The organism is Pseudomonas sp. YL2 (assembly GCF_023063025.1).
GTDB lineage: Bacteria > Pseudomonadota > Gammaproteobacteria > Pseudomonadales > Pseudomonadaceae > Aquipseudomonas > Aquipseudomonas putida_A.
Genome location: NZ_JAJSLU010000002.1, coordinates 346,154 through 371,874, shown reverse-complemented (window position 1 = coordinate 371,874; position 25,721 = coordinate 346,154). Strand labels below are relative to the sequence as shown.

20 protein-coding genes are annotated in these 25,721 nt (G+C 51.9%); 8 read left to right on the top strand and 12 right to left on the bottom strand.

Going from position 1 to position 25,721, the window contains the following annotated elements:
- Window positions 1-159: 159 nt before the first annotated feature.
- On the top strand, window positions 160-1,377 hold the full coding sequence (locus LVD08_RS04755) for a hypothetical protein (RefSeq protein ID WP_247267573.1): 1,218 nt from the start codon (window positions 160-162) through the stop codon (window positions 1,375-1,377).
- 278 nt (window positions 1,378-1,655) lie between these two features.
- Here the strand turns inward: LVD08_RS04755 and LVD08_RS04750 are convergent, their stop codons facing one another.
- The 5 genes from LVD08_RS04750 to LVD08_RS04730 form a co-directional block, all read right to left on the bottom strand.
- Window positions 1,656-2,669 (bottom strand): DUF6035 family protein, encoded by a 1,014-nt coding sequence (locus LVD08_RS04750; protein ID WP_247267572.1) that lies wholly within the window; start codon window positions 2,667-2,669, stop codon window positions 1,656-1,658.
- A gap of 484 nt (window positions 2,670-3,153) precedes the next feature.
- A complete protein-coding gene (locus LVD08_RS04745) occupies window positions 3,154-4,149 on the bottom strand; it encodes a hypothetical protein (RefSeq protein ID WP_247267571.1) in 996 nt (331 codons plus the stop codon).
- A gap of 127 nt (window positions 4,150-4,276) precedes the next feature.
- On the bottom strand, window positions 4,277-5,998 hold the full coding sequence (locus tag LVD08_RS04740) for a hypothetical protein (protein WP_247267570.1): 1,722 nt from the start codon (window positions 5,996-5,998) through the stop codon (window positions 4,277-4,279).
- Window positions 5,999-6,333: 335 nt separating this feature from the next.
- Entirely contained in the window at window positions 6,334-10,143 is a 3,810-nt protein-coding gene (locus LVD08_RS04735; RefSeq protein WP_247267569.1) for a YdbL family protein, read from the bottom strand.
- Window positions 10,144-10,311: 168 nt separating this feature from the next.
- Window positions 10,312-13,065, bottom strand: coding sequence for a UvrD-helicase domain-containing protein (locus tag LVD08_RS04730; RefSeq protein ID WP_247267568.1), 2,754 nt, complete (start codon window positions 13,063-13,065; stop codon window positions 10,312-10,314).
- Window positions 13,066-13,299: 234 nt separating this feature from the next.
- On the opposite strand from LVD08_RS04730, the gene LVD08_RS04725 reads away from it, so the two are divergent.
- The gene (locus LVD08_RS04725) at window positions 13,300-13,572 is read left to right on the top strand and encodes a hypothetical protein (RefSeq protein WP_247267567.1); all 273 of its coding nucleotides are present in this window, start codon (window positions 13,300-13,302) and stop codon (window positions 13,570-13,572) included.
- Window positions 13,573-13,910: 338 nt separating this feature from the next.
- On the opposite strand, the gene LVD08_RS04720 is transcribed toward LVD08_RS04725, so the two are convergent.
- Entirely contained in the window at window positions 13,911-15,077 is a 1,167-nt protein-coding gene (locus tag LVD08_RS04720; protein ID WP_247267566.1) for a restriction endonuclease, read from the bottom strand.
- 197 nt (window positions 15,078-15,274) lie between these two features.
- Between LVD08_RS04720 and LVD08_RS04715 the strand changes: the two genes are divergently transcribed.
- From LVD08_RS04715 to LVD08_RS04700, 4 genes are all read left to right on the top strand, one after another.
- A complete protein-coding gene (locus LVD08_RS04715; RefSeq protein ID WP_247267565.1) occupies window positions 15,275-15,595 on the top strand; it encodes a hypothetical protein in 321 nt (106 codons plus the stop codon).
- Window positions 15,592-16,191 carry a DUF262 domain-containing protein gene (locus LVD08_RS04710; protein ID WP_247267564.1) on the top strand — a complete coding sequence of 200 codons (600 nt, stop codon included), beginning with the start codon at window positions 15,592-15,594 and terminating at the stop codon, window positions 16,189-16,191. Before LVD08_RS04715 ends, LVD08_RS04710 begins: the two co-directional genes overlap by 4 nt.
- Before the next feature lie 509 nt (window positions 16,192-16,700).
- Entirely contained in the window at window positions 16,701-17,264 is a 564-nt protein-coding gene (locus LVD08_RS04705) for a hypothetical protein (RefSeq protein ID WP_247267563.1), read from the top strand.
- 73 nt (window positions 17,265-17,337) lie between these two features.
- The gene (locus LVD08_RS04700) at window positions 17,338-18,387 is read left to right on the top strand and encodes a hypothetical protein (protein ID WP_342453840.1); all 1,050 of its coding nucleotides are present in this window, start codon (window positions 17,338-17,340) and stop codon (window positions 18,385-18,387) included.
- Between the two features lie 428 nt (window positions 18,388-18,815).
- On the opposite strand, the gene LVD08_RS04695 is transcribed toward LVD08_RS04700, so the two are convergent.
- The 4 genes from LVD08_RS04695 to LVD08_RS04680 all read right to left on the bottom strand — a co-directional run bounded on the left by LVD08_RS04695 (window position 18,816) and on the right by LVD08_RS04680 (window position 21,312).
- Window positions 18,816-19,241, bottom strand: a complete 426-nt coding sequence (locus tag LVD08_RS04695; protein WP_247267561.1) for a hypothetical protein — start codon at window positions 19,239-19,241, stop codon at window positions 18,816-18,818.
- Between the two features lie 67 nt (window positions 19,242-19,308).
- Entirely contained in the window at window positions 19,309-19,719 is a 411-nt protein-coding gene (locus LVD08_RS04690) for a hypothetical protein (protein ID WP_191952816.1), read from the bottom strand.
- A 72-nt stretch (window positions 19,720-19,791) separates the two neighbouring features.
- Window positions 19,792-20,010, bottom strand: coding sequence for a hypothetical protein (locus LVD08_RS04685; protein ID WP_191952817.1), 219 nt, complete (start codon window positions 20,008-20,010; stop codon window positions 19,792-19,794).
- A 147-nt stretch (window positions 20,011-20,157) separates the two neighbouring features.
- Entirely contained in the window at window positions 20,158-21,312 is a 1,155-nt protein-coding gene (locus tag LVD08_RS04680) for a hypothetical protein (RefSeq protein ID WP_191951203.1), read from the bottom strand.
- 162 nt (window positions 21,313-21,474) lie between these two features.
- Between LVD08_RS04680 and LVD08_RS28190 the strand changes: the two genes are divergently transcribed.
- The gene (locus LVD08_RS28190; protein WP_446739753.1) at window positions 21,475-21,801 is read left to right on the top strand and encodes a DUF7830 domain-containing protein; all 327 of its coding nucleotides are present in this window, start codon (window positions 21,475-21,477) and stop codon (window positions 21,799-21,801) included.
- 116 nt (window positions 21,802-21,917) lie between these two features.
- The gene (locus tag LVD08_RS04675) at window positions 21,918-22,268 is read left to right on the top strand and encodes a DUF6035 family protein (protein ID WP_191951202.1); all 351 of its coding nucleotides are present in this window, start codon (window positions 21,918-21,920) and stop codon (window positions 22,266-22,268) included.
- Between the two features lie 741 nt (window positions 22,269-23,009).
- On the opposite strand, the gene LVD08_RS04670 is transcribed toward LVD08_RS04675, so the two are convergent.
- Both LVD08_RS04670 and LVD08_RS04665 read right to left on the bottom strand, forming a co-directional pair.
- On the bottom strand, window positions 23,010-24,035 hold the full coding sequence (locus tag LVD08_RS04670; RefSeq protein WP_247267560.1) for an HNH endonuclease signature motif containing protein: 1,026 nt from the start codon (window positions 24,033-24,035) through the stop codon (window positions 23,010-23,012).
- Entirely contained in the window at window positions 24,032-25,600 is a 1,569-nt protein-coding gene (locus LVD08_RS04665) for an ATP-dependent nuclease (RefSeq protein ID WP_247267559.1), read from the bottom strand. Before LVD08_RS04665 ends, LVD08_RS04670 begins: the two co-directional genes overlap by 4 nt.
- Window positions 25,601-25,721: the final 121 nt, after the last annotated feature.

The window sequence follows — 25,721 nt, the reverse complement described above, 5'->3', positions numbered from 1 at the left end:
GGGGAAGGCGCACAGTCGTTCATAGGTGGACGTAACTTCAATGGCCGTTTGGAGCTGTGGATATTGATCCTAGCGGGTAGGAAGCCATAAGCTCGCACCTAAGAGCTTCTTCAAAACTGCACTTAGCAGCTACATCTGACTTAGCAATTGGACGTTCTCATGACCGCCTCGTTTCCTCCTCGCTTGATTATCGATGACCAAAAGACGATGGTCATTCTGGATACCGTAGTCGCGCGAGAGCTTGTCGACCTCGAACACTGCCCCGCTTGGGTGGAGACGTTCGAGAAGATGACAGCGGATGGATATTCCTTCTCCCTCGCCGACGGTACGTTTATAGAGCTTGTAAACCAGAGAAGCCGCGGATCAATTACGGCAGATCAATTCCAACGCATGTGCACTCGATTGACCCAGTTCCTGAGCACTGAGCTCCCTATAGCACCCGGGCGCAGAGATTTGTTGGGGATGCTGCAACAGGACGGAGAGCCTTGGAGTGAGCAGGAATGTCGCTCAATATCTCTGGACAGCTGGGCTGAATTGCTTCGTTGCGCTGACGCTGGATATACCCCCGGCTCAACTGAGCATTTGCTGGAGGAGGAACGCAATGCATGGAGAGCAATGCTCGCGGGCTTCCAGGAAACAGTCAACACCCTAAAACACAGTGTGCAGCTTAGGATTGAAGTGCTACACGCCCTAGATGAGGCTGGTTTGCTGTCTGCCTTCGACACGCTTCCTGATCATGAATTTCTGAAAGCGTTGGAGGCTATCCACACCCTTCAGGCGAGCCCGTCCGAGGAGGTGTTGGATCTTTTCAAAGCTGTGCCAAATATGGCACTGCAAAAGGTATTCCAGTCACTTGAGGCGCTTAGTCCGCAAGATCTGAGCGGAGTGTTGCAGCTAGCGCACCCATACAAAGACCAGAAGCAGCATATCGATGATAATTCCAAAGACCCGACCGATGCTTGGCAAGCTTGGACAGCTCAACAAGTGAGCTGGAAAGTCATTGGGCCCAAAATTAACGTGGGTGTCACCAAAGCGTTTGAGAATTCGGAGTCGGCTGTGTTCACCATGAACATGCGCAGCCACTTGGAGGTGGTTTACTGCTGGACACGGTTTTCAAGCATGCAGAAAGCGAAGCGAGCCTATGACCCGACCTCCAAAAAAAGTCGCAACGACGGCGTGGATTTCGACCTATATCGCTTTTTGAAGTTGCCTGCCTTCGTGGTGACGCTGGATAAAGGGTTTCTTGAGGGACTTACTGACGTCAATAGTTATCAGGCCAACTGGTTCTTCAGGCCGCAAGAATTGGCTGACTCCTGGAACGCTGGGATTACGCCAGAACCCCGCTGGCCAGCAGTCAAGGATCTGAGCAAGCGCTGAACGCATCGCACCCCTGCTTCACGAGCTCACTGTAGGAGATCAAACGCGCCTCACCAACCCTAATCTCGCAAGAGTACCGACTCGCCCATTCCTAGAGCTATCACTAGCCAAGAATGGCGCATGGTACCCCCGCATAGTAACCACCCGGCGGCCTGCTACTCATAGCTCTGCGTGGAAAGTAGAAACCAAATTTGGGCCTCCATTCCGGTGTCTCAGGCAAGGAGCAGTAGGGTTGCTTTCTCATAGCCGGTACCAGCAAGTTGCGGGAGCTCCCGCCGTCACCGCTCGCGCATGCTGATCAGGCGCTCCTCGAGCTCAGGTACCAAAAATGCGAATAGATGGTTGTATTGCCGATCGGGTCGATATGCTTCATCCCGATTTTGCAGTGCAGCGCGGATAATCCCGCGTCGCTTCGCCCAAGCACCCTTCTTGTCCTGTTCGGCCAATAGCTCTTTGTGCTCAAAGATTTCCGGTGTCCAGCCGAGCTGCAGCAGAAAGGGTTTGTAGGAGTCGAAGGCTTGGTTACTGACGTTAAGGAGGCGCTCGAATCGGTATCCGATCGGGCGACCGTAGCGTGCGCTCAGTACAATGGAGACAGCCCCTTGAAATGGATCTGTCCAGTGGAAGGTCGGGAGCTTGATATCTGGGTAAGCGATTGCCATACGCTCGCGCACGTCGATCCAGCGTTCCCGGGATTTTGGCGTGTCCTCCCTGCCAAAATCCGTCCAGAAAGCATGGAGGTCACGGCGCAGCACGTCGGTGTTTACCGAGCCCTCCAATGCCTCTCTCTGTGCCTGGTAATCGTTATAGAACACGAGCTGCTTTTCCGGACTGAACGTCAGATCGTCCAGAAAAATTTCAGCCCTCCTCCACTCGTTGATTATGGTGCGGCCAGCCAATTCCGGCACTGCGTACCAGCAATCAAACGCCATGCGTCCAGATGCTTTGGATCGCGCCAGCGTTCGATCGTTGACGATGAAGACGTTCAAGTTGTTCAGGAAGAAAATGTCCTCCTCGGCTGTCTTGGTTGAACTAGGATCTAAACTCTGAAATACCCAGATCATCGACCCGCCATTAGCTCGGTAAAAATCCCGGCGCCCGACGATCTCAGTCAAAAAGGTTGTCGAGAGCTGAACTTCAAACGCGATCCGCTCATTCCCCCTGACGACTTGTACATCCGGCTTACGCCAAGCGGCGCGGTCGGCGACCGCTTGGCTTTTCCAGACTTTTTCTACCTGAGGCTCGCCACACGATCGATCAGCAACCAAGCTGTCACGGATGATCCCTTTCAACCGGATGTGCGCTTGACTCTCCTTTTGCGCGCTGTACTCGATCGCGGTGATCTAAGCTGAGCTCTCCTTTGGTGGAAATGTCGCACTGAATGAGCCCTTCAATGGTCGGGGAAGTGGAAGAAGCGATGCTGTGTGCGAACCAACAAAAGAGCGGCCCCGCACAGCTGGCAAACCAACCAAGAATTATCTCGAGTAGGAACCGAGAAGCCAGCTCCGCTCTATCCTGTATGACCAAGGACAGTTCACGGGTTAGGAGGCTGCTAATTTCGATGGGGGCCGCGTTGTCCAGATCCATTACACCCGTCAGCTTCATCTGTTCGGTAGGCTGAGCGTATTCTAAGGTGCGCACGAATTCCCTCCATAAGCACTACGCACGTTGCCGTGCAGAAAATGACCTGCCCAAGCTTGTACAATGCCGACTTAATGTCACGGTCATCCTGATTTTTGAATCCGGCCCTCTGGTCTAGTTAGCTCTCGCCCGGGATTACTTGCCGAGCTTGGGCTGGAAAGAATAATGCTCGCTCGACCATTGTACATGTCTGACATAGTGAGAAAAGGCCAGACGCTGCATCACATAATCTGGCGCATCGCCTTCAATCTTATGTTCGCTCAGCTCGTTGTTGTAAACACGGAGCGTACGGGCAAAAGTCTCGAACAACGCTCTGGGTTTCCTGGATCTGGGATTGGCATACAGGAGCGAAAAGGCATCGGTAAATGTCCAGTGTCCTGTCAGTTTGTCCTTCTCAGATACTGATTTGTGGCGATGGTAGAGGTTGGTCAGGACGACCAAGTCGACATTGCAGTAGCGTGTGGGGTCTGCAAATGAATCGCCAGTGAACAGCCCCCGTTCGCCGGTCAAATAGCCCTCCCACAGCTGCATGTCCCCAGGATCATCGCAGCCGACGACGAGAACGTTGTACTGGCGATCATCTGCTCCATCGGGGAATTTTCCATGAGCATCGTACAAATAGTCTTTAAGCTTGTTGTCCATATGGAGGCCTGGCACAAGGCTACTGCCAACACTCGCAAAGCTTTTTTGAAGCTTAGCGACTGTATCTTTGTAATCGGACATCCGCCCTATGGCGCGGATAATGAATTCGCCGCCCGAATCGATCTCATGTTTAGTAGTGTAATCAGCACATTTGACCTCAACATTGAATTTGTAACCCCTAGTGCAAAAAGAACAATCAACATCTCGTGGCGGCATCACCCTGTCTTCATAGACAAAACTGCTGGGGAAGTAGCGAGCATAGTGAGCGCACACCGTGAGTTCCACTGCTGCTTGAAGAAACTGAGGCTCTGCCGGCCCAGGATCCTCCATGCGCAACTTCTTATGCACCAATGCCTCTAATTCGCGCTGGGTAAGGTGGGGCGCGATGCTCTGCAACTTGAACTCCAGCCCTCGACGATACTCCCCGGCAGGAATAAAGGGATTGCAGACTGTGACTTCCATCTGTTTACGGGCGCCTGGTGGTTCCATTACGCGTTCTCCATGATCATTGATTCGTAGAATCGAGGCGTCCCTAGGTGTGCCTGTTCTTGAGCTGTTCGCGCTACGGGCTGCATGGGCTCAGACGGTTATTCGCAGTTCCTAGCCTACTAGCTTTTCACAGGCAAACGCATTCGAGGGTTGCCTGCTGCATGGTGATGCTGGGATAGATGATCGAAAGCCAGGCGATGGGGGTGCTTGGATCGAAATTGGCCGACAAGGTACGCAGCTGGATGAGATGCGGAAAGTTCTCAGCGGCCGAAGTTAGCGCGCCATGGGCTGAAGATGTGTCACCGGCTTTCCTGTGCCGTTCGGCCAATGTAAGAGCCATGCAGGCTTCTACATTTGCCGGTACCCTGATGCCACTGCTCTTGTAACGCTGCGTGTAATAGCGATCAAGCTGGAGATGGTGGACTGCGGGTGCCCATTCCGAGTCACTGCCCAACAAGGTCTGGGTGATCAGGGAGTCCACACTCGGTTTGTTCAGCAACTCCACCTCCTTCGCGGTATGCGTTCTCTTCGCAGGGTCGTGTCCCAAATAGACGTTGGACAACCACCATAGGGCTAGAAACGGCACATTCTGCGCTTCATTCATTTGGGGCTGAATGCTCAGCCCCTTGTCGATAATGTGGCTCGGCCGGTGGAGCTTGCGATTGGGGTATTCGACCAGACACTCGTCGAGCAGCTCTACCAAACCTTGAAGATATCGCCGCGACGTCTGAGCTTCAAATCCGAAAGGGTCGTAGACCCAATACTGGGGGGCGACCCTGAGCCTTATGAGGTTGGGGTTGTCCCACTCGTAATTGCACGGCTCATGCTCAATCTTTGGGGCTTTGCGCACAAACTCAATGATCACTGCCCGCACTAACCGGAACAATCCCTGAAATGTGAAGGTGAGCTTCCCGTCGTCCTCCCAGGTTTCTCTGTGGCTAGCGAAATGGATGAATTCTTTAGTGAGAGGTTTGAGCGTGTGAACGTAGCTGGAGCGGACACCGTAGAGGTTTTGCAAGGCCGCCTCCAAGTCACGACGACCTATTGGATGTTTCTGTGCGTCGGCCTGAGCCGAGAAGTAGTCCGCTGGCAGGTGAGCCAGGATGAATTGCACAAATCTAAACCCAAGGCGCGGATGTATGACTTCCAGTACTGCGTCCCTGACCTTTTGCGAATCTTCTTCGCTGACGCTGAGGAGTGCCTCATCCACCCCGGCTCGCTTTTGATCAGGAAGATCGACCCATTCTGGTTCGTGGCCATCGAATTTCTGAGCCAGTGATTCCACACACATAACCAACAGGGTGTAGGCCAGGTTGAGGTCATCACCCATTCGGTGGACTGCGGCGACGTATGTTCGGATTGCCTGGATCACAGCAAGGTAGTTGGCGCGCGGCAAGTCAATCAACTGATCCGCAAACTGTTCGAATGCCTGCAGTTCGGATTCAGTAGCCCTGACTGATTTATCATAGAATCGTGCTAGCCGTTCACTGGGAGAACGGTCTCCAGGCCTGTGCCGCTGGTACAGTAAGCGCTCGGCAATATGAACATCTGGTGAGAAGATCACCTGCAGGCTGAAAGAGGCAACGTCCGCGAAGTCATCAATGTAAGTAGCCATCGCACGGGAAACGAGTACTCCTGGGGCGGGATCAGCCGCCTCCATATACTCGGTCATCTCATAACCCAATGCCGCAGGGGTACGGGATGACTCCAGATTGACCAAGGTTCCAACCCTGGTACTGAATCGATCAAACGCACCAAGATCTAGATTGCTATAAATCACACCTTTGAGATCTTGCCGGCGTGGGTTTTCGCGATTCGTGAACAACTTTCCGGTCGCAGCTTGTAGCATGGAAACTCCTTACTGGATAAACCCACATTCCATGGTTTCACAGTGGTTCAACGTTTCCGGCTGCGCCCAAGGCTCACGGCCATGCAAATAACCTCGGTTTCTGGTCAAACAGCTTCCTTGATTACCTTATCCGTTGCCCCAGCAGAATTGGATGCGACTAAGTCGAGGTTACCCTGCTCCTGCGTCGACAATACCTTGGACAGTAGCTTGTCTGTGGTTAGATTGTCGTACCTGTCCTCCAGAATTTCCGTGTCGTCGTCCAAACTTCAAATTCCAGCCATGGCTTACCAGAATTGTGCCTTCACCAGAAGAGGCTGGGCCAATACAGGCCAATGTCACGTTAGGCCATTGAGCTTTTTGCTGAAAACCACGGTGCGTTTATCTTCGTAGCGGACAACCCCCACGAACCCTCGGCGCTTAAGGGCCTCAACAAGGCGCCGAACGTCTGAGGATGGCGGGAGGTGCGCACGCTTCTTTCCAACGAGGTCAGCATGCTCTTCTCCCAGTAAAGGTAGTACCTCGGCTAAGTCAGTCCAGCCGCAATTCATCTGCAGGGCTTGGATGATCATCTCTGTCCGATTCGAGGTGCTCAGGGATGAATCGGAAAGGCAATGCAGGATCACGGGCAAGTAGCTCACCGGGAATGTGGCTTGCTCACTGTTAGCGCGAACGCAAGCGTTGGCCAATTCAACGACCGAGCCCTCCCAAGTGCTGAACATATCTGCAGTAATGCCCTGCCACATCGTAATGGTGTCTACTACAGAAGCGACTCCAGAGCGGCTGAGGGCCGCAACCAAGCCAATTGGCAACGTAGTTAGACTCAGAGTTTCACGGGCTTCCGTCCAATGATGGGCGATGTAACGTGCCGCTAGTGAGATGTTGTACTGTGCGAATAGCTCTCTGACTTCTGAACTGTAAGGGACGAAGGACGCATCTGAGAAACAGAGCCATCGGGTTGTTGGCACGGAGTGTTTCAAAAATACCGACGGCGCCAGGACGATCGAAGAAAACAGGGACTTTAAAGTCTCATCGCTAACCTGCTCATGTTGGATGAGGAATGTCTGCAGCTCTTCCTCTCCTTCTGCTCCCCAAATCTCTTCGGTCAGCCTCGCCGCGTTGCGTGTGACGAATTTGATGAAGGTAGGAGCAGCAGTATTGCCGAGATCTATCGTTTCAACTTCAGATGACGAGGCGTCTCCGCCGGTCATGATGACGTTATCGAAGAAAGTCCATACGGTATCTCCGATGTTGCACAAGCGCTCAGACTCCATAGCCGACAACCAAAGCGCATGAGGAAGTCTTTCAATATCAGTGATCAAGCAACTGGTTTTTTTGAAGAGCTCCAACTGAAGCCCCTCCATGTCTTCGATATCTGCGAGCAGAGCAAACAGGTCAAGTAGCGAGATCTCCGTCTCAGGTAGGCTGCCATCTTGGCTGAGCAATCCGCAAACGTACGCTGCAGCAGATTGCTCAATCAGCTCATCGAAGCCGACGAGTTCCAACTGGGAAAGCCGATCGTGGGAAACTGTGCCAGGGTCGGTGCCATGATCCAGAGTACTGCATAGCAGTTTCAACATCGGCAGTGTGGGACTGAGGCACCCCCACTCCACCAGTGATCGGAGCTCGTCAAAAGTAGATGTGTCGCTGACATTCCAAAACTGCGCGGGTTTCTTTCTGAGCCAATCCCAGCCCATCTGGTTTGAAGCCAACCCGGGAATCAGCTTTGAAACATCGCGCAGGTCGTTGATGGCTTTGAACACCGTGTCGCTGCGCCCTTCAAGCTGTTTGAGTTCGTCGGCCGTCAAGCTATCCAACGTCATGACCAACAAATCTTCAAGCACAAAATTCGCTTTGTCGTAGGCGACGAGCTCATTGATGACGTTAGGATGGTTTTTGAATAGTGCCCTGATGAACCCAGTCTTCGCCTCATCTGGGAGCAGCTCGACAACCTCAGCAAGGCGCGCTAGATGCTGAGAACTGCTTTTGATGATTACCGACAGCTTATCTTCCCTGGACTGAGCGTCATCCTGGCTTGGCCGGACGAGTTCGGCCATCAAGTGCACCAACAACCCTTTCCCCTTGTCGATCGAATCGAAATCCAGCTTGCTCGCAACACGCTCGGGATTCCGTATGGGGGTGCCGACGTCAAGCATTTCGCCCCGGGCAAGGGCCATCGTGAGCATCTTGTCCGTCTGGGTCAATGAACCTTCGTAGAAGTAGCCCAGGTAGTCCGTGTAATCGGTATCAAGCTTGCCTCGGCGCAGCATGAAAATGATCAGCTCGTAGCCAGCGAAGCGAGCACTGAACGAGTCACCATAGCCGTTTTTACAGGCGTCTCTGAACGGCATGGTTTTCAGTTTGGTTATCTCTCTCTGCGAATCCGCAATCTGATCGTCAATCTCATGAATTGACTTTTCAAACCTCGCGGCGCGATCGGAGTACGACAGCTCCTGGAGCACTGTTTTGGGACTCTGGGCGTCACCTCGCTGAGATCCGTAACCCCTGGCATTAAATTGCGGATAGACATTTCTCTGATTGACCACCCGGTCGAACACTTGGTCTTCGACAAAATCCATCAGCGAGATGACGGTTCCGTCTTCTAGCCATAGAGTATTGGCCTCTCTGAGGTTGCCTCGACGGATGATCTCTAACCAAACACACGCACGGAGGCTTGCCAAATTGGGAGCAATCTCTGCCTCATGCTTCTCTCGCTGTTCCTTCAGGGCTGCAATCACGCGCTGATGGGGTTGTGCTTCACCTTTAACCCACTCGGGGTAGCCGTCGATCACCTCATACACAAGTCCTTTCCGCTTGAGGAGATCCGAATACACCTCAGGGTGAAGGTTCCTAAGGGCAACCATCGCGAAAAGCTTGTCAGGTTCAAGCGCCAGGCCGTCATTGGCGAGAATGTTTGCGTAGATGTCGAACTCGTTCACGATGTTCTTGATCAGGCGCATCTCATCGACGTGGTAGCCCACCGTTTCGATCAGCTTGGGCGTGAGACCAGCGGTGAGCGGCTGACCACCTACATGTCGCTGCTCCAGCAGCTCGATCAGTTTTTCACGCGAGTTTTCCGAGTTCACCACGGGAATGATCGGGATGATCAGATCAAAAAACTTCGTTTTGTCCGTGACGGTAAACATCTCATCCCGCAGCGCATAGATGAAATGGATAGGGCGATTCACCTGGGGAGACTGGCGGATGATGAAATTGATCTCTCGCAGCCTGAAAAAGATCTCCTGGATGTCGAATCTGTCCAGATCCTCAATCACCACAACGTCGATGTCGCTGCGCTCGAAGCAGTAGATGATCTCGTCGATGTTCTTGTGCAGCACCGAGCCATGGTGAGTCGCCTCAAGCTTACCGCCCTTGAGCGTCAAACCATCGATGCTGAAAAGTGAGAGCAGTTTTAAGCCAGAGTAAAGGGCCCACGCACAGCCAACCAAGACCACACCAAGTGCAACCGGTTCTGGTACCCACATCAGCCCTTTCAATGCCCAATCCTTTGCGACCTCGGAAAGGGTTTGCAACTTCGGCGCACCCAGGCGCAACGCGCAGATCCCGATCGCTGCGACGCACAGGGTACGCCAACACACGCGGAGCGTTGAGGCATGAGAAATGCGCTTAAGTCGTGTTTTGGGTAATTTTTTCGCTTGTACCGCGTAAAGAAGCTGCTGGACGATCGTCTCTTCGATCCGATTGATTAGGTCATCACTAGCCGCCCCATCGGTGGTGACCTCAACCGATGCAGGCCGAGGTGCTTCGAGCAGCCTTGGCTCAGATGACTCGTCAATTGGCTTTTGTGAGACAGTGGTGGGAGCGTTCGCCTTGGTGAATGTGGCCAACGATACGAAAGTATGTTTGAAGCTACGGTGGTGTTCGAAAAAGGTCTTCAGGACACTGCTTTTACCTGCCCCATAGCCACCGGTAATTGCTATGTTGAGTACTTCATCGTTTTGCAGTGCCCGCAAGAGTTCACGCTCATATCTCGCCGCTCTGTCGTCCTCCACCAGAATGGGAGTCAAGGGCTCGAAATAGAGTCCTTCCTCACTTCGCCAAGCTGCGAATGATCGCCGGGCTGCACGTCCACCGGCGACAAGCGCCCACCAACAGCGGCTGGCGCCGCGTACGATTTTCCCTGACATTTCCTGATCCTGGTTCTCGGCCCGCCGCCCAGCGCTGGGCAGCAATCGCCTTCAATACACGCGTCGACGTAGTCACAATGAAAACCTACGCGCCACTTCGTTAGCGGCTATATGCCACATATGGAGGCTTTGCGCTATCCGGGTGCGGGCTGGCTGGTACTGACGCCCTTAACGTCGCCGAGTTAGTTTTGCCTGTCGAGTATCTTGGCGTCTTGGTTTTCCGGGCTTGTACTTGCAACGAGGAAAGCTTGAGCAGGATTTGAAATCACCGAACTTACCGGTGCGCTGAAGCACGACCCCATGTTGGCAAACAGGGCATCGTTCCTCCTGGATTGGTTCACCCTTGATGTCTGTAACTATTACCACCCCGTCGTTTACCAGCTCTGTGAGGAACGGTGAGTTTCTGGCAGTCACAGTGAACATCACGACAGACCTACGAGCCCGGGTCAACGCCACATAGAAAAGTCGGCGTTCCTCGCCATGCAAATAGGTGTCTCCTTCGGGCATCACTAGGCCGAAGACAGGGTCGTCCCCTTTCATGCTCGGAAATCCTCCAGCCATCATTCCAGGGAGCAGAACGTAGTCGGCCTGATCACCCTTTGAGGTGTGGACGGTTTTGAATCTGATCTCAAGCTTGTTGCCGTAGCGTTGCTCCCACCCCTGGGGTATGAATTGCGCATCGGTTTTGTAGCGTCCAAGAACGAAGACTGTTATCAGCCGATCACTTGCCCCGGGGACTACACCGGTCGAAAGCTGCTGGTGAAGATCGTCCAGATACTGCCGCAAGCCATTCTGAACCTGATCCCTACTAGATAGCTGGAATGCCAGAAATGCGGGGCCAATCGGCTCCGTCACAGAAATCACGGTCTTCTGCAGTTGAGCAGGGTTTTTAGCCACAAACTGACTGGAAGCATCACAGATAGCCTGAGGGCACCGGTAAGTCTTCTCTAATCGGAATACCTCACCGTGGCCATACCATTCCACGAAACCAGTCATCACACTCACATCCGCGCCGGCGAATCGATTGATTGACTGCCAGTCATCACCCACCGCGAACAGGTGACTATGGGGCTCTTGAACCAACGCCCGGCAAAGCCGCGCACGTGCACGCGAGGCATCTTGGTATTCGTCAGCCATGACCAAGCGATAAGGCGACTGGTAGCCACGCTCTAGGCAATCTGCGGCCAAGTTAATCATGTCCTCAAAATCGATCCCTCGGTCTTCTTTCAGGGCGGCATCCCAGCCTTCGATCACCGGAATCGCGAGCTCCAGGAACATTTTGTACCGGAACTTGAAAACGCTGATCGGAAGAGCGTCGTACCGTTCGTGCAGCATCGCCGCCGTCAAGCTATTACTTTTGTAGTGAGAGATGAACGATCGGAGCACCTTCACCAAGTCAATATGCTCCAGTGGTACTAGGCCGGAGTCCGGGATCGGACGGTCGGGGTTTGGATCTAGCTCCACGCCCCGCGACGTCAGCTCTTGAGAGAGATGAGCGAAGATTTCACCCGTCCGCAATTGGTGTGAAGTCGACTCGATCAGCTGCGTACCATAGATGGCATGGGTCTTCCGCTTCCAATCGGCCCCTTCCGCATAATTCACGAAATGCGCCGGTGCCTGGCCCTCTGCATCGAAGGCAAAGTGCTCGTGATAGAGGTTCAGCTGCGGGTAATAAAAGTCGGGCGCATATTGGCGGTGATCAGCAGTTGCAGTGTCGTATTCGTAGGGCCGCTCATAGGCGTACTCGACGCCGTTGTAGAAAAGCCAGTTGGCAATCAAGCGCTCTTCCTGACTCGCGACATGCTCACCATTGAGTGTGATTAGCCGAGCCTCCCCTTCCCTGTCGAAAGCTTCCGCCATATCTCTCAACGGCGCAGTGGAGTGATCCCGCCCGAATACCAAGCGGAAAAGATCCCACTTGGTGCGGAACTCATCTGACCTGTCTTTAAGCGTGTCAACGATCACACCAAGTTTCTCAAGCCCAAGATCCGCCTTGGTAGCCCACTTGGGGACGCTAGGTTTTTTGCCTGTCGCACCGCCAATGATTTTTAGGCCCAGTGAATGAAACGTCAGTGCAGTGATCGTGACACCGGCCATACCTAGCCTTCCGAGAGACTGAGCACCCCTTTCCTGCAGCTCCTGTGCAGCATCTTTGTTAAAGGCCAGCATGATGATCTCGGATGGGGCCACGAAACCGCGATGAACCGCGTAAATCGCCTTGGCAACCATCGTAGAGGTTTTGCCGGAGCCTGCGGAGGCAACAAGCTGAACCCGATTGTCGAAGCAAACCACGGCTTTTGCTTGCTCATCATTAAGCTCACGGGACTCGACGTTATCCAGAAGATCTGAGCAAGCATCCAGCTCGCGGATCATGTGCGCTTTGTTACGAGTCTGCCAATGCGTTGGCCAATCCTGAGACCATTGGCGCAACCGCCCTAACACGCGTGTCTTGTTGTCTCCCAATGCAGTTTGGATAACTGGAGAATCAAACAGTGCCTTGAGATCAGCATCGTCGATTTTCAAAGCATCCTTCTCGGAAAGAAGCTCATGCTGCATGTCGTGTGTCAGCCATCGATGTTCTGCGTCTACCGTCAGCGCCACTTGATCGACCAATTTCAGCCAACCCATGATCTTGGCGTAATAAGTACGGAAATTCTGCCTGCTTGTGACGGCTCGAAGCTGGTTACTCAGCGTGTGACGAGCCGACTTTCGCAAGCCGACGAGATGAATCTCGTTACCAACCCAGACAGTGACGTTCGTCCATAACAGGCCATCGCGAAAGCGCAGTGAGGAAAACGCTTCGAGAGGTATCGGATACGTTTTCTCATTCAACGTGACGCTGAATTGATCATTCTCGATCTTCAGACGCCATGATGCCGCCCTTCTGAACAGCCGCGAGAGAAAAGAAGGTTGCCACTCCATTGTTATCCGCCAATCACACCGCAAAAAACAGGTAGTTTACCCATCAATGAGGCACTCGACACATACCTGCTTGCTCATGAAACCTCCTCCCTGAGCACACTACTCAACGCAAGGAGTGAACTGGGCATCCAAGGTTAACCATTCAGGGCCAAGATTTTCTTCTCCCGCTCAAGTTTCGAATTTCGCCTCCGTTTAAATAGTCATGCGACATATTTTCTGAGGACTATCGAGACCATGAGTGCAAAACTGCCGCCGAACAGATTCTTCACGTTCAAGGATGGTTCGCCCGAGGGTGAAATGGACGAAGTTAGGCTCGCCATCTTCACTCGGCCCGGCATTGCCGAGGGTGAAGTCATAGGCGATGACAACAGCTACGCAGTTCTCCTGGATACAGAATCCAATGGCGTAATTTCTATCAAAATCGATGAGTCGCGCTTTAGGTTCACGCCTCAGCAGGCGACGGCGCTAGCCTCAGCACTTACTGAGCTCTCGAGAAATGACGGATGAGTTCCCGCCTCTGCTCTGTGCAATCGGCTCTGTGAGACCTTCATCATGGATGGGTGATCATTACGGGCCGGAAACCTTGTAAATCCTTGCTGAGGAGATAGCGATTGGGGGTTACCGGCTTGGCTCTGTGCGTGCCCCTGCGGGGATGGCTGTCGTGAACCGAGCCTGGCGGAGCCAAGTCTCGACCCTGCCGGGCTTCCATCCTCACGACTCCAGCCGTATAGGCTTGCGCGCTCCGCTTGCTGTTCAATCGGTTGAGCATCGTCTTTATTGTCACGGATCTCGAAACCGCACCGACGTCGCGGGGCTAAAGTTTTTGCCTCGAAGGGCGCCAACTTTTAAGCACTTTCTTCCTCGGCCTGGAAAACCTCGATGAGCTTCTGGTTGTAGTCATCCAAATAGCTCTGAAGCCCGTCCCGGTCGATCAGTCGGACGCCTGCGGTGCTGGCCAGCTCTTTGGCGGATTTCGTGTAGTAGGAGTTCGTGACTACCATCGCCTCGTCGCACCCATAGAAAGCTTTTGCGGAAATGGCTTGCTGCACTGCAGCATTACCTACAGAGCCAGAGTAGTTTTTAGCTTGGATCACCATGTTTTTTCCGAAGCGGCTGACGAAAAGATCAGCGCCTTGGTCAGCTGTCTTCTTAGTCTCTTTAACGTCGTATCCAATGGTCTGGAATATCTCAACCAGGAAAGCTTCAAACTGAAATCCGTCCATAGCGTCCACTAGGTACATAGTGATGAACTGGTTCGGATTGAAATGCTCCAGCTGAGATCCCAGGCGCTCGACGAGAATATCGAAATAAATCTCCTCGCAAAGGCTCAGGCCATTACGGAAAAACTGTATCGGGAGGAGTGGAACACCAGATGTAGAAGCCGCTTGGGGATTGAATTGAACATTGGGGAAAGCAACGTCATTTTCCCACAGGTAGTAATAGAACAAAGCCAAGTCAGACCTGAACGTCGTTCCTGCCTCTTCAATCCAAGAACGTAAGGTGTTGGCAAGATCAGTTCGAATGTGGCGGGTCAGCTCTCTGGAGAACCCCATATAGTCAGAGTTGAAAGCTGTGGTCTGCAGCAGCTTGTCCAAGAGAGATGGAAGCCCTTCAAGCTCGTCAAAGCCTTTGCGAATCAGGACTTCTCTGAACAATTCCCTTTCGCTGTACACACCATCCAATCGTGGCCCGGGTACGCCCGCGTCATCGCTGCTACCTGCGCTTTCACGAGTTGTGTGAATGAAGTTCGTGAAGTATGGCTGCTTCAGCTCCGCGTACTTTCTCAGGACGTTATTCAAAAGATCGTTGAGCTGGGCTTGCTCCTTCTTCTTCCCGAAGAAGTCCTGAATCAAACCTTTGGATCTGTATTGAAAATCGGGATAAAAAGAAGGATCCAGTGGCGTGAGGTGTCGCAAGGTGAGCTCTGATGATGGCGAGACCTGAGAGCCCATGCACCACGGGCATGCGATCTCGAAGGTAGTCCTGTTGCATCCGTTGCATTGGTAAATCATCGCGTCTATCCCTTTCATGAGTCGTCACGCGGCTAGCGCGTAATCACGCTTGCGACAATATCTGAGTGCCATTAGCACGTCCACGCGTTCGCGTCCGGTTAGCGCCTATTTGCGTAGGCAAAAAAAACTTCCTATACGGCTCAAGGTTTCTCAAAACGAACCGTTTTTCATATCTATGACATCTAGAGAAACCGGTTTTGAACCTACCAACGATCGCATTTGCACGCTCCTTGAAAGGCGCCGTGCCGTTTGCTGAGACCATCCAGGGTCATCGTCAACGCAGGGCGTGGGAGCGCTTGGTCAGCTACATCGCGTCCTCTGACTCCCCTTCGGACTTTGACAGAGCTGCTGCCTTCGCTGAGGGCTATGCGCAAGCGCTGGTCGATGGTGAGCAGATCGAAATCTCAACAGAGCGTGACTTACTAATCATCTCAGTCGTTGATGAGTGGCGGCGTCATTTCATCCGCACCAATGGTTCGTCCACCTTTAGCACTCCCCTCCTCCAAGGACATTCATGACTTCCAAATTTCAGCGCTACGCGGACGACGAAATTTCAGATCCCAGCCTCCGAATGCCACGTCAAATTTTGGCGACCAGCACCAACCAATATCCGATTGATATCTTGGTTTCTCGCTGGGAAAGACACTTGGTCGAGCCATCTGTTGCTCACGAGAAGTACCCTTGGGCTGCGGGGTTCGTAATGGGCATTCCAGTTCCGTCTTGGCATCGCCCAGTAGTATGGAATCTGGGGCAAAAGGCTCGGTTCATCGTTTCTGTGTGGTCTGGAGGGGATCTCGGAAGCTATCTCACTAATGAGTGGTGTGATTCGGGTGCGGGGCGAGCAATGGCTGAGAGCAGCGATATTTTGATCGATGGCTTGCAGCGGTTGCATAGCCTTGAGGAGTACCTTCTTGATCGCTTGGCAGTCCCAGATGCTCAAGGGCAACCAAGGGTTTGGTCTGAGATTGGCAATGGCGAACGGAGGCGGTTCTTGTCGACAGTCTTCATGCATGCGCATGTATCGTCTGATGACGAATTGTTGTTGCGAAAGACTTATGATCTTTACGCCATGGGTGTAGCTTCTCGTACGAACGAACAGCGTGCGGTTCGATAACCTAGCTTTTATTTTTCGGGCATGCCCCTCTGGGGATGGCTGTCGTAAACCAAGCCTCGTCTATCGACGGGTCTTGGCCCTGCGGGCTTCCATCCTCATGCCTTCGACCTTCCTGGTCTGCGCGCTCCGCTTGCACGATGACCTAAGTCACTTCTCGGCTTGGACATTACCTGAAGCTCCCACATACTGCTTCCATCCAATCAGTGGTGGAGTTAGCCCGATGTTATGGTCATTTTGGAAAGACAATCGTCCTGAATGGATTCAGGCAGAGGAACGAGCGTTCATAAAGGCTGTGAACAGCTTGAGAACGCTGCAGACAACTCCGCGGGGCGGCATGAGAATCGACCCTGAAGAGCTCAGAGACGAGATACTTGCATCACGAGAACGGTACAAAGGGCTGGTGAAAAGATAGCGGTATCGGAGCAATTCCTCAGGAAGCTGTTGCTGCAAGGGATTAGCACCTAGACTCAATCCTGCGTCCTATGGAAGGGGCTATTTCAGGAGATCACATGCGCATACTCATCAAATATCAAGATGGTGAAGGCTGCATTACCGAACGGGAAATCTCGGATCTGCAAAAGGAAAACGATATTCTCATTGGCGCGTTTTGCCACACTCGTGATGAATGGCGATCATTTAATGTAAATCGAATAATTCATGCGGTAGCTCAAGACACGGGAGAGTTGATTAACCCGTATAGGCTGGTGCCAGAGTTGCGTGACGAGCAGTCTCTCGACTCGCTGACCTGGAAGTGGCGACAGGCTATCAAGTCGGTGAAATTTTTCTGTCTCACCACTCGAGGATTTGGTAAGCGCGAGCGCCCTCGGATCGTCGATTTCGTCAAAGTCCTAGTGGATACGTCACAGCACTCCGAAGAAGATATCACCGAGTGGGTTAACAACCTGTGGTGCGCAGACCTTAATCGATACCGCGATGGTGACGTTGATGAGTATAAAGGGCTGCTAGAGCAAATCCCCTTACTCACTGCTCGACCAATGTCGGGAGTGCGCGCTGAAGATAATCGTGGGCTCAGGCCGAAAATCCGAAAACCCCGACTGGTTGCAGAGAATTGATGAAGAATTCAGCTCTCACCCCGTAGTGCGAAACCCGATCAACCTCGGGGTTTGACCATGATCGAAGGAATGAATAATGAAGCTTTTACGGGACGCACGAACCCTTAAGATCAAAGCTGTCAGTTCCCTTCGTATCGGGATGCAGTCCTTCAATAGCTTTGACGACGATGGCCGTATCACTACCGTATTGCTCCACCTTCAGCACGCCTGTGAAATGCTGCTCAAGGCAGTCCTTGTTCAGAACAAGGCCAAAGTATTCGATAAGGTTACAGGGCGCTCAATTTCGTTCGACAAAAGCCTTGGGCTTTGCATTGCCCACTATGGCCTGACTCAAGAAGAGGCCGGTGTGATGCGCGCAGTGGATAGTCTGCGTGATGCTGCACAGCATTGGTCGGTGATTGTTGCCGAAGACTTGCTGTACCTCAACACTAGGGCATTGATAACTGCATTCGATGCGTACCTGCTCCGGGCATTAGAGATTAGCCTGATTGATCACATTCCGGCTCGAGTGCTGCCAGTGTCGACTATGCCGCCAGGTGATTTTGAGTTTTTAGTGGACAGGGAATACAACCTGATTAGGGATTTGTTGGAGCCGGGAAGGCGTCAGCGTGATGAAGCACGTGGCCGTATACGATCAATGCTGGCCATGGAATCCATCGCGGTGGAAGAAGTAGAAGTATCCGAGCGCGATATTGATCGGGTTGAAAAGGCAGTGCGTGGCGGCCAGGGCATCAATGAAGTCTTCCCTCGTCTTTCGATGGTGGGCACTCGTACTGACGGCGAAGGCGTGAACTTGGTCGTTCACTTCACGAAAAAAGTAGGTGCGCCTGTACGGTATATCGGCGGAGATGACCCAGCAGAGGCTGCGGCAGTTCGTGAGTTAGACCTACAGAAAAAATTTCATCTTGGAGCAGCCGATCTCGCGAAGAAGGTAGGGCTTTCCCAACCTAAAGCCAAAGCGCTACGAGCACATCTGGGCATAGACGAGGATGTGAAGTGCCGTAACGTATTCGAATTTGGATCGACTCGTATTCCCCAGTTTTCGGACAACGCTTTTACACTGATGCGCGATGCCTTAGCTAATCTGGACATCGACGAAATCTGGCGGGCACGGAAGCGCTAGTCTAAAAAACCACCTCTCAGAGCTATCTATCCGTTCTATCTAGCAGGCCCATTGGCTACGACCGCAAACACCTCCATTTTCCTACCGCGTGCAAGCATGTTAAGCACTGTCTAAACAGGCGTATGACAACAATGTCTTGTGATTGGTATGTAGGTGATCGGGCTTATCAAAAGGTTCGTGATCCAGAAAGCCTGCAGATTGAGGAGCGCGCCAGAGCCCATGCTGAGGTAGGCTACCTGTTGCCATAACCGGTCTGCAATGAACGCCGAGGGCATCGAAAGGGACGCTAGAGAAAGCCTCAAAGGCTTGGCGGTGCCTCCTGGTACTCTACCGCACCCGACTCTGTAGCTCCCCGCCGGCCTTGAACAACGCCTCGCTTAGCCAGGTTGCATCAGCTTTCGTGAATGAGTAGCCCATGAAGGGAAAAATTAACTCGTACCCCCATCTTGGATAGTGGCGACCACAATTGATGTCGTGCCAGAAGATGAATCCTCAAAAATATCTCCGCTCGCGCCTTCAACATCGATTTCGCCAAACGCTGCGTACTGCATTCCGCGCATTCCGGCAAGGCTGCGAATTTTGAACAGGCCATTTGGCCGTTTTTTGAGTTCGACTTGGTAGCCATCATCGTCGATAGAAATAGCAAGTGCTTCTTTCACACATTCTGCGATTTCTTGAGCGACTTCGAGGGTGACACTGCAACTCACAATGTCCAGCTCGATCATGATCCGCGCTGACGGCAGCACTTCGATTGCGCACGTGTATTTCTCGTCAAAATCTAGGCCGCGCCACGAATCGAACTCTCTACAAATGCGAAATTCAGAAGATGCTTTTGAAGCTTGGTGCAGGTTCATTGAAACGTCCTTTATGTTTGCTCTTATGAATACAAACGGATGCGTTTCGAAAAACTTGAGTTATTTTCTACATGTATTTATCGATCGCTGAACGGTGTTCCTCCAGGTGCTGATTCTCCTGCGTCCAAAGATTGATGAATTTCTCTAGGTCGTGAAGATACGGCCCCGCTTCCAGTCGAGTCGAACCGATACTCGCTTGTAGAAATCGTTCCCGCCAAGGTTCGGGAATGCTGACATCCCGAACAATTTGTAGGTTGCTCGAGTGAAACTCGGTGACGACGAACCTGCGAAGCGCTTCTACCTTCACCACTGGTGTCATTAAAATGTCGGCCTCGTCCTGGCGATCAATATCGTCAAGCACAGATACGACTGGAATAGCCTTGGGATCGCCTGGCAGAAGATCAGATAGCGTCCACAAAGCTCTCCTCCTGATCTTCTCTCGCTCACGCAGACTGCGATCAGCAGCACCGCTAGACATTAGGTTTACCTCCTTCCGATGCGGACACCCTGCCCTCTTCTTAAAGTCGCTGGCTACGTTAGCTCGGGAGCTTCAATGTGGCCGTCGGCCAAATCCACCTGTATCGGCGAGTTGCTCCTCTACGAACTCAATTGAAGAATTCAGCTCGTGCTGTATTTCCTCAAAGACTGAGTCGAGCTCAGGATGAGCACCTGACTCTCTAAGCTCCGCCACTAACCGTGAAAGCTCCTTCCCCTTGGCCATCGGCATTTGAACATTGCAATACACCGTGTCTTTGTCGTCACGACTCATAAGTCCTCCGATCCAGGAAGCAAAACCGAGATGTTTGTATGTGCCGATGCTGCACTCAAGCCCCGTCAGGAAGGTGCGCCAGCGCGATCTTCCAAAGCATCCCTTCCTGAGACAGGTCAAGCCGAGTGCGGGTCGTTTTTAATTGGATCATGCTTCCTTTTTAGCATCCTGACTTTCCTCAGTTGCAGCACCGGCCGTGGCCATCGCGTCGTACTCCTGCCGAACTTGATCCTCGCATTTGTGGCAGGCGAAATATTGAATTCTTTCCATATCTCCTGTCACAAAAGCGCCGCAACGCTCACACGTAACTGCTTGCCATCCGCGATCAAAGCATGACACGCAACTCCACAAACCATCGATGACGAACACGGAAGGCCGTGCGCACTGGCAGTTATGGCATGACGCAATATGTTCGGCGCCCTCCTCCCACCACTGATCTCCCTCATGGATGTGAGCGGTACACAGATCAATCAAAGAGTCGGTGTTCAAAGCGAAGTGACACGTCGGACACTCGGTCACCTTTGCATCAAAGAACTCTATTTCTTCATTGCATCCTAGGCAGGGTAATTTGATATCAGCCTTCACTACCGCAGTGTCACTGACCCCGCACACCAGGCAGCTGTAATCTGTCCCCCAAGCGTGTACTTCACCTGCAACTGCTGACGAAAGTTCGCAATGCCCGCACGCGATGATCGTCTTGCCTTTTTTCACCTCGATTTCGATTTTCGGCTTGAGAATTGTGAACCGCGAATTGAGAAAATCACGCTGTCTCATCATGCGGTGGTTCAGTTTTTGAAGCTCAATTTTGTAAGGCTCGAAAACGTCCTTCCATGTCTCTGTGAGCATGGCATACAGGTAGTGCCATGAGGCCCACTGCTCAACGATGACGCCCGCTTGAGTGGCTGCTAGGTCGTCATGAGCTGAATGAGCGAAGTGGACGATTTGGTTGCGGTGTTCGCCTAGAGCTTTGAAGTTATCGGACGCGGCGACGTCAATTTTCTCTCCAAGTATCGAGTTGATCCGCTTCAGGGCGTCATCCAGATAGACGGAAAGAAAGTCTCCGACGTATAGGTTTTGGAGGTCGGCAGTCTCTGGCTTGGCCAGCATAAGCGTCCAGTGCTCCGCCATTAGACGTGCTTTGAGAAAGAGTTCAATAGCCGTATACAGGTCGACGATAGAGTTCTTGGGTCTTTCCTTGACGTGATCCAGTGACGTCTCTACGAACCCCAGGGCGTTTTTCACCAAAGCGTCGAACAACTGCTCCTTCGTCCGCTTTTCCTGCTTGAGCCACTTTCTTCCCATGAGTCCCACCTAAGTCAATACCCGGCCATTTGATAGCTGATGTGCCGCTTAAGATTTTGACTCAACGGACATGATGGCGCCATGCCGGCTCAGCACCCTTTCTGTAAAAACGCGGCGTTTCACCCTCCAAACTTGGATGCGAGACCAATCAGGGAGTGATCGATGTTCACCTACGACGTAGCCCAGCCTACGGATCAAATGCTGCTGAGCGAAATCCTAAGCCTCGATAGCGGCGAGCCCTTGGACGTAGACGCGTTTCTAAGGAGAGATTTGGTCGTCGTAATACAGGATAGGAACGAACTCGCCGGCCGTTACGCTCGAGACCTAATTCAGCCATTGCTGGTATGCAGAATCTGCGGCGGTGCGGTGATGCTCGTACTTACGAAACAGCGGCGATTCCTCTTCCGTCACATCCGGATGAAGAAGGCACCAAGGGCTGCCCAATTTCGACTAAGGGGGCATTCAGCACCGATCAGATCAATCGGATGAAGTACAACGCTGCGAAAGAAAGCGCGGCTCATCTAAGACTCAAAGGGATTATTCGTGACAGTTTGTATGCTGACTCGGCCTGCTCGGAACCGTAGGTTGCAAAAGTATGGCGCGGAATGCCTATCGCTGACAGGGCAAGATGGCGCAAGCCGGATGTCCAGGTTTACCGGGAGCAGCAGCGGTTCGCGTTTGAAGTTCAGCTATCCACTACCTTTCTGACGGAGATCGTAGGCAGAAGAGAGTTCTACCGCGTCAACGGTGGTGCCATCGTGTGGGTGTTCGAGGGCTTCAATCCCCAAGAACACCCTACAGCTGAACAGGATATTTTCTACCTCAATAACCTGAACGTCTTCGTTGTGAATGAGCGAACTCTGGAGCGCTCCCGAGAAGCAAACCGTATGGCGCTGACCTGCTGGTACGCGGCTCCATACCCTAAAAGGTCGGATGATCTTCAACGAATGGCATGAAGAAGAGGTATTTCCTATCAGCTAACGGTCGATACGGAACAGCAACTGGTCTATTTCTACGACTATGATACTCGCCGAAAAGAGCTGGAAGAAACAATCGCTCCTGCCCGACTTCGCCAAGAATTCCACGACTTTTGGCTAGAGCACGGTACCAGCGAGGAACCCGAGACAGACGTGGCCTGGAGCGAACTGCGGGAACGTATGACTCTCGCGATACCCCAGATTTCTCTGCCTCGCTCATTTCATGAGGGCCGATTTCATGGCGCGGTATCCATCGTTCTCAGCGCAAGATATGGCCGCCCTGTTGGCTACCGCCTGCCCCGCCTAATTAACGTGACGAATACCGCATTCGACTACTACAAAGCCTACCTACTGCCTTTCGGATGGACACTAGAAGCTTTCCACCAAGCAGCGTCGCTGGCTTCTCAGGACTCGAAAAAAACATGGGAAAAACGCCGAAAAATCATTCGAGAAGCGCTGCGAAGTAAGGATCCGGCATACTGCCAAGACCTCCAATACAATCGGCTATTCGCGTTCTTGGTGCCAGAAATCAAGGAACAACTTGCGACCGAGAGACATTGGTGAGACGTCGCCCGTTAGGTTCTGTACGAATAGTCTTGATACTCTGTGATGGTGTGTTGAAAACAGCCTCAGAATACTCATTTACAATTCGTAAACTCCGCATCCTCTTCCTTTATTGCCTTGCCTGGCCTTCGTCTCAAGACTTTTAAAATTCCCTTATCATAGGAATATGGGCTGTTCGACCAACATGTTTGGTCTGTGCCAACCCCGTGCATAAGACAAAAAATCCTCTAGCATCCACCTGTTGGTTAACAGCCCGAAAAGATATGTCGGCTCGATGGCGTTGCACGCACCCGCTGCACGTGCAACCGCTTCTTGATATAGTCGCATAAGATCATTCTGCAAAGCAGCGCCGTGTGGCACCTTGCCGCCGTATGTCAGAGAGGTAAGCAACGTCTGGCGATGACGATTGATACAGCTATTAGCGCGTGAAGACAAGCGAAGCTTATGAATGTGAAAATCCAGATTGCGCCGGTCGTTACGTCGCACCCCTGAGAAAGCTTTTACGACGAACTCTTCCGGATGTTTTGTTGGCAATACCAACATGGCTCGGCGCATCAAGAATTTATCAATCAGAGGATGAATGAGCCGGCTACCTTTCAGTGTACTGATGCCCCGTTTTAGAACGAAGCGATCTTTTCGGCGACTGCCAGTCATGCACTTGAGTCCGCGTACGGGATCGTCAGTCTCAAGAGGTGCTTTTGGACGTGGGTGTCTTGCGAAGCGACGCCGAGCACGAATTTTCTCATTATAGTAATCGGACTTTATATTTTGACAGTCACTGCACGCAGGTACCAGATTCAAGGAAAGTGTGGAGTATTCTGGGAATGCCGTCTTTTTTCTTGGTAAATGGTGATCCAGTGTAATATTTGAGGGCATGCCGCAGTAGGGGCAGCAGGAAAGTTTAAGTCGTGCCTTATCACGAAACTCTGAAATATATGAAAAACAGTCCGACGAACTTTCATAAAGATCGTGGAATGCTTTTGCAGTTGCCCGACTATGAGTCCTTTGCTTGAGATACAAGGCAGGATCTTCCACTGCGATCGGGTAATGTCGAAAGTACGCAGAAAGCTTGCTTGAATGGGCTCGAAGTAACGGTGCTTTGGGTGATTTTCCGCGAGCAAAGTGTCGAATAGCCTGTAAATCATCGGCGGCGGTACGCAACCGCTTGATATAGACCGTCATGGAAGGAGGCGCTCCAGAGAACGCGCGTAAGCCGCGGCATCGTAACCGAGAGACTCGAATGCACGTAGTGCCTCTTGGCGTTGCTCGATGTCGCGGCACGCATTGATCCGCTGATCGATGCGCTCTTGATAGTTCTTCCTGACCGAACTGTCCTCGAATACATATTCGGATATCAAGGAAACGTCACCACCCAAGGTCTGCAAGGTTGGCCGATACAGGCACGGCAGACCGCGCTGGTCAGCCTTTAGGATCAGCACACCAGACTTCTCGACCTCACGAACCACGAAGGGTGAATGAGTTGCCACCACAGCGACTGATTCGCTGGCAATCAACATTGAATGCAGCGCTTGGATGAACAACGAGATGAATTGTGGGTGCAGGTGATTTTCCGGTTCATCAATGAGCAATAACGAGTGTCGATTGCTATTCAGCACCAAATTGAAACAAAAAAGGATTATCGCGCGCTGACCAGAACTTAGCTCGAATATTTCACCATCAGGGCCAAGATGTTTGCACTCTATGGAGGTGTTAAGAAAGTTACACCCCCGAGGAGTTTCCACCAGCGAGACGAAGGAGGCTATATCACCCTCATTAGTTCGAAAATAGAGCGTGGCAGGATCGAGGATTTTGGCGATTAATAGATGGAGTATCCGCAGGTGATGACCCTTGACATCCATTAGGTAGATTTCTTGCAGCGTTCGGGTTAGCTGCAGCCAGTCTGCTCGGGTTGTGCTCAAGGGGACATACTTGAAGCCCGAGCGCCTAATGCGAGCCCACTGGTGTGTTTCGTGGCTGAATACAACCACAGAAATACGTAGCTTTCGTCCTGATTCTAGCGCTGACTCATCAGAACGATTATCGTGAGCCAATCGTGATAGCGACTTAAGAGCGCGAGTTTTACCTACGCCGTTCTCCCCAATAATAACATTAATGGGTGTAGGGAGAGGACTACCCTCTTCGCGGAAGTTGAATTTTAATGGAAGTTTATAGTGATTGTTTATTTTGAGATCTGTTGTAAGCTCATGAATTGGGTCATAATAATTTACGCCATCTGAGTCAAGAATTACACCTAATGATATAAAAGTGAAATAGGTTTCTTCATTCTCAACAAGCCCATACAAAGATGAGGACTTGGCAACCTTGCGATAGAGTTGATGAGTAGGTTTCAATGCATGAAACGCTGCGACATCGTGCGCATCTAATAACAGACGTTTGGTTTGGTATTTTCCAATGGACTTAGAGAGTCCACGATATTCTTCTCGGCTTTCGAGCAGCGTGACATCGTCTGAGCCCATTTTTTCTACTGGATACTCGGGGAGAACAGGCGGTGACACTTCGTCATACTGGGAATGTATGTGCGCCATATATCCAACCCAAAGACCAATTTTTTCGTTGTTTTTTATGTAGTACATGAAAAAAGGCCTTACGTTTTTCCAGCTACTTTCTACTAATGCATAAATCAGACAGTTATCAAAACGACGGCCTTCGAACAATTTTCCATCTGTCAAATCGGAGTGACGGCACTTAAAAGCCCCGTTTCGATATTCGCTAGGTTTTTCGTACATCGCGTAATCCTTTTATCGCCGCATCCAAATTTCTGAACAGCGCAGCTTGGAAGCACGAACATCATTGTCTGCAAGATCAAAGATTAAATCTGATACTATTTCTACTATTGACGATATCATT

Excerpts from the sequence above, each read along its gene's own strand:
- LVD08_RS04755 (WP_247267573.1), top strand. The coding sequence starts at position 160 with ATGACCGCCTCGTTTCCTCCTCGCTTGATTATCGATGACCAAAAGACG.
- LVD08_RS04745 (WP_247267571.1), bottom strand. The coding sequence starts at position 4,149 with ATGGAACCACCAGGCGCCCGTAAACAGATGGAAGTCACAGTCTGCAAT.
- LVD08_RS04740 (WP_247267570.1), bottom strand. The coding sequence starts at position 5,998 with ATGCTACAAGCTGCGACCGGAAAGTTGTTCACGAATCGCGAAAACCCA.
- LVD08_RS04735 (WP_247267569.1), bottom strand. The coding sequence starts at position 10,143 with ATGTCAGGGAAAATCGTACGCGGCGCCAGCCGCTGTTGGTGGGCGCTT.
- LVD08_RS04730 (WP_247267568.1), bottom strand. The coding sequence starts at position 13,065 with ATGGAGTGGCAACCTTCTTTTCTCTCGCGGCTGTTCAGAAGGGCGGCA.
- LVD08_RS04725 (WP_247267567.1), top strand. The coding sequence starts at position 13,300 with ATGAGTGCAAAACTGCCGCCGAACAGATTCTTCACGTTCAAGGATGGT.
- LVD08_RS04720 (WP_247267566.1), bottom strand. The coding sequence starts at position 15,077 with ATGATTTACCAATGCAACGGATGCAACAGGACTACCTTCGAGATCGCA.
- LVD08_RS04710 (WP_247267564.1), top strand. The coding sequence starts at position 15,592 with ATGACTTCCAAATTTCAGCGCTACGCGGACGACGAAATTTCAGATCCC.
- LVD08_RS04705 (WP_247267563.1), top strand. The coding sequence starts at position 16,701 with ATGCGCATACTCATCAAATATCAAGATGGTGAAGGCTGCATTACCGAA.
- LVD08_RS04695 (WP_247267561.1), bottom strand. The coding sequence starts at position 19,241 with ATGAACCTGCACCAAGCTTCAAAAGCATCTTCTGAATTTCGCATTTGT.
- LVD08_RS04690 (WP_191952816.1), bottom strand. The coding sequence starts at position 19,719 with ATGTCTAGCGGTGCTGCTGATCGCAGTCTGCGTGAGCGAGAGAAGATC.
- LVD08_RS04685 (WP_191952817.1), bottom strand. The coding sequence starts at position 20,010 with ATGAGTCGTGACGACAAAGACACGGTGTATTGCAATGTTCAAATGCCG.
- LVD08_RS04680 (WP_191951203.1), bottom strand. The coding sequence starts at position 21,312 with ATGGGAAGAAAGTGGCTCAAGCAGGAAAAGCGGACGAAGGAGCAGTTG.
- LVD08_RS28190 (WP_446739753.1), top strand. The coding sequence starts at position 21,475 with ATGTTCACCTACGACGTAGCCCAGCCTACGGATCAAATGCTGCTGAGC.
- LVD08_RS04675 (WP_191951202.1), top strand. The coding sequence starts at position 21,918 with ATGCCTATCGCTGACAGGGCAAGATGGCGCAAGCCGGATGTCCAGGTT.
- LVD08_RS04670 (WP_247267560.1), bottom strand. The coding sequence starts at position 24,035 with ATGACGGTCTATATCAAGCGGTTGCGTACCGCCGCCGATGATTTACAG.
- LVD08_RS04665 (WP_247267559.1), bottom strand. The coding sequence starts at position 25,600 with ATGTACGAAAAACCTAGCGAATATCGAAACGGGGCTTTTAAGTGCCGT.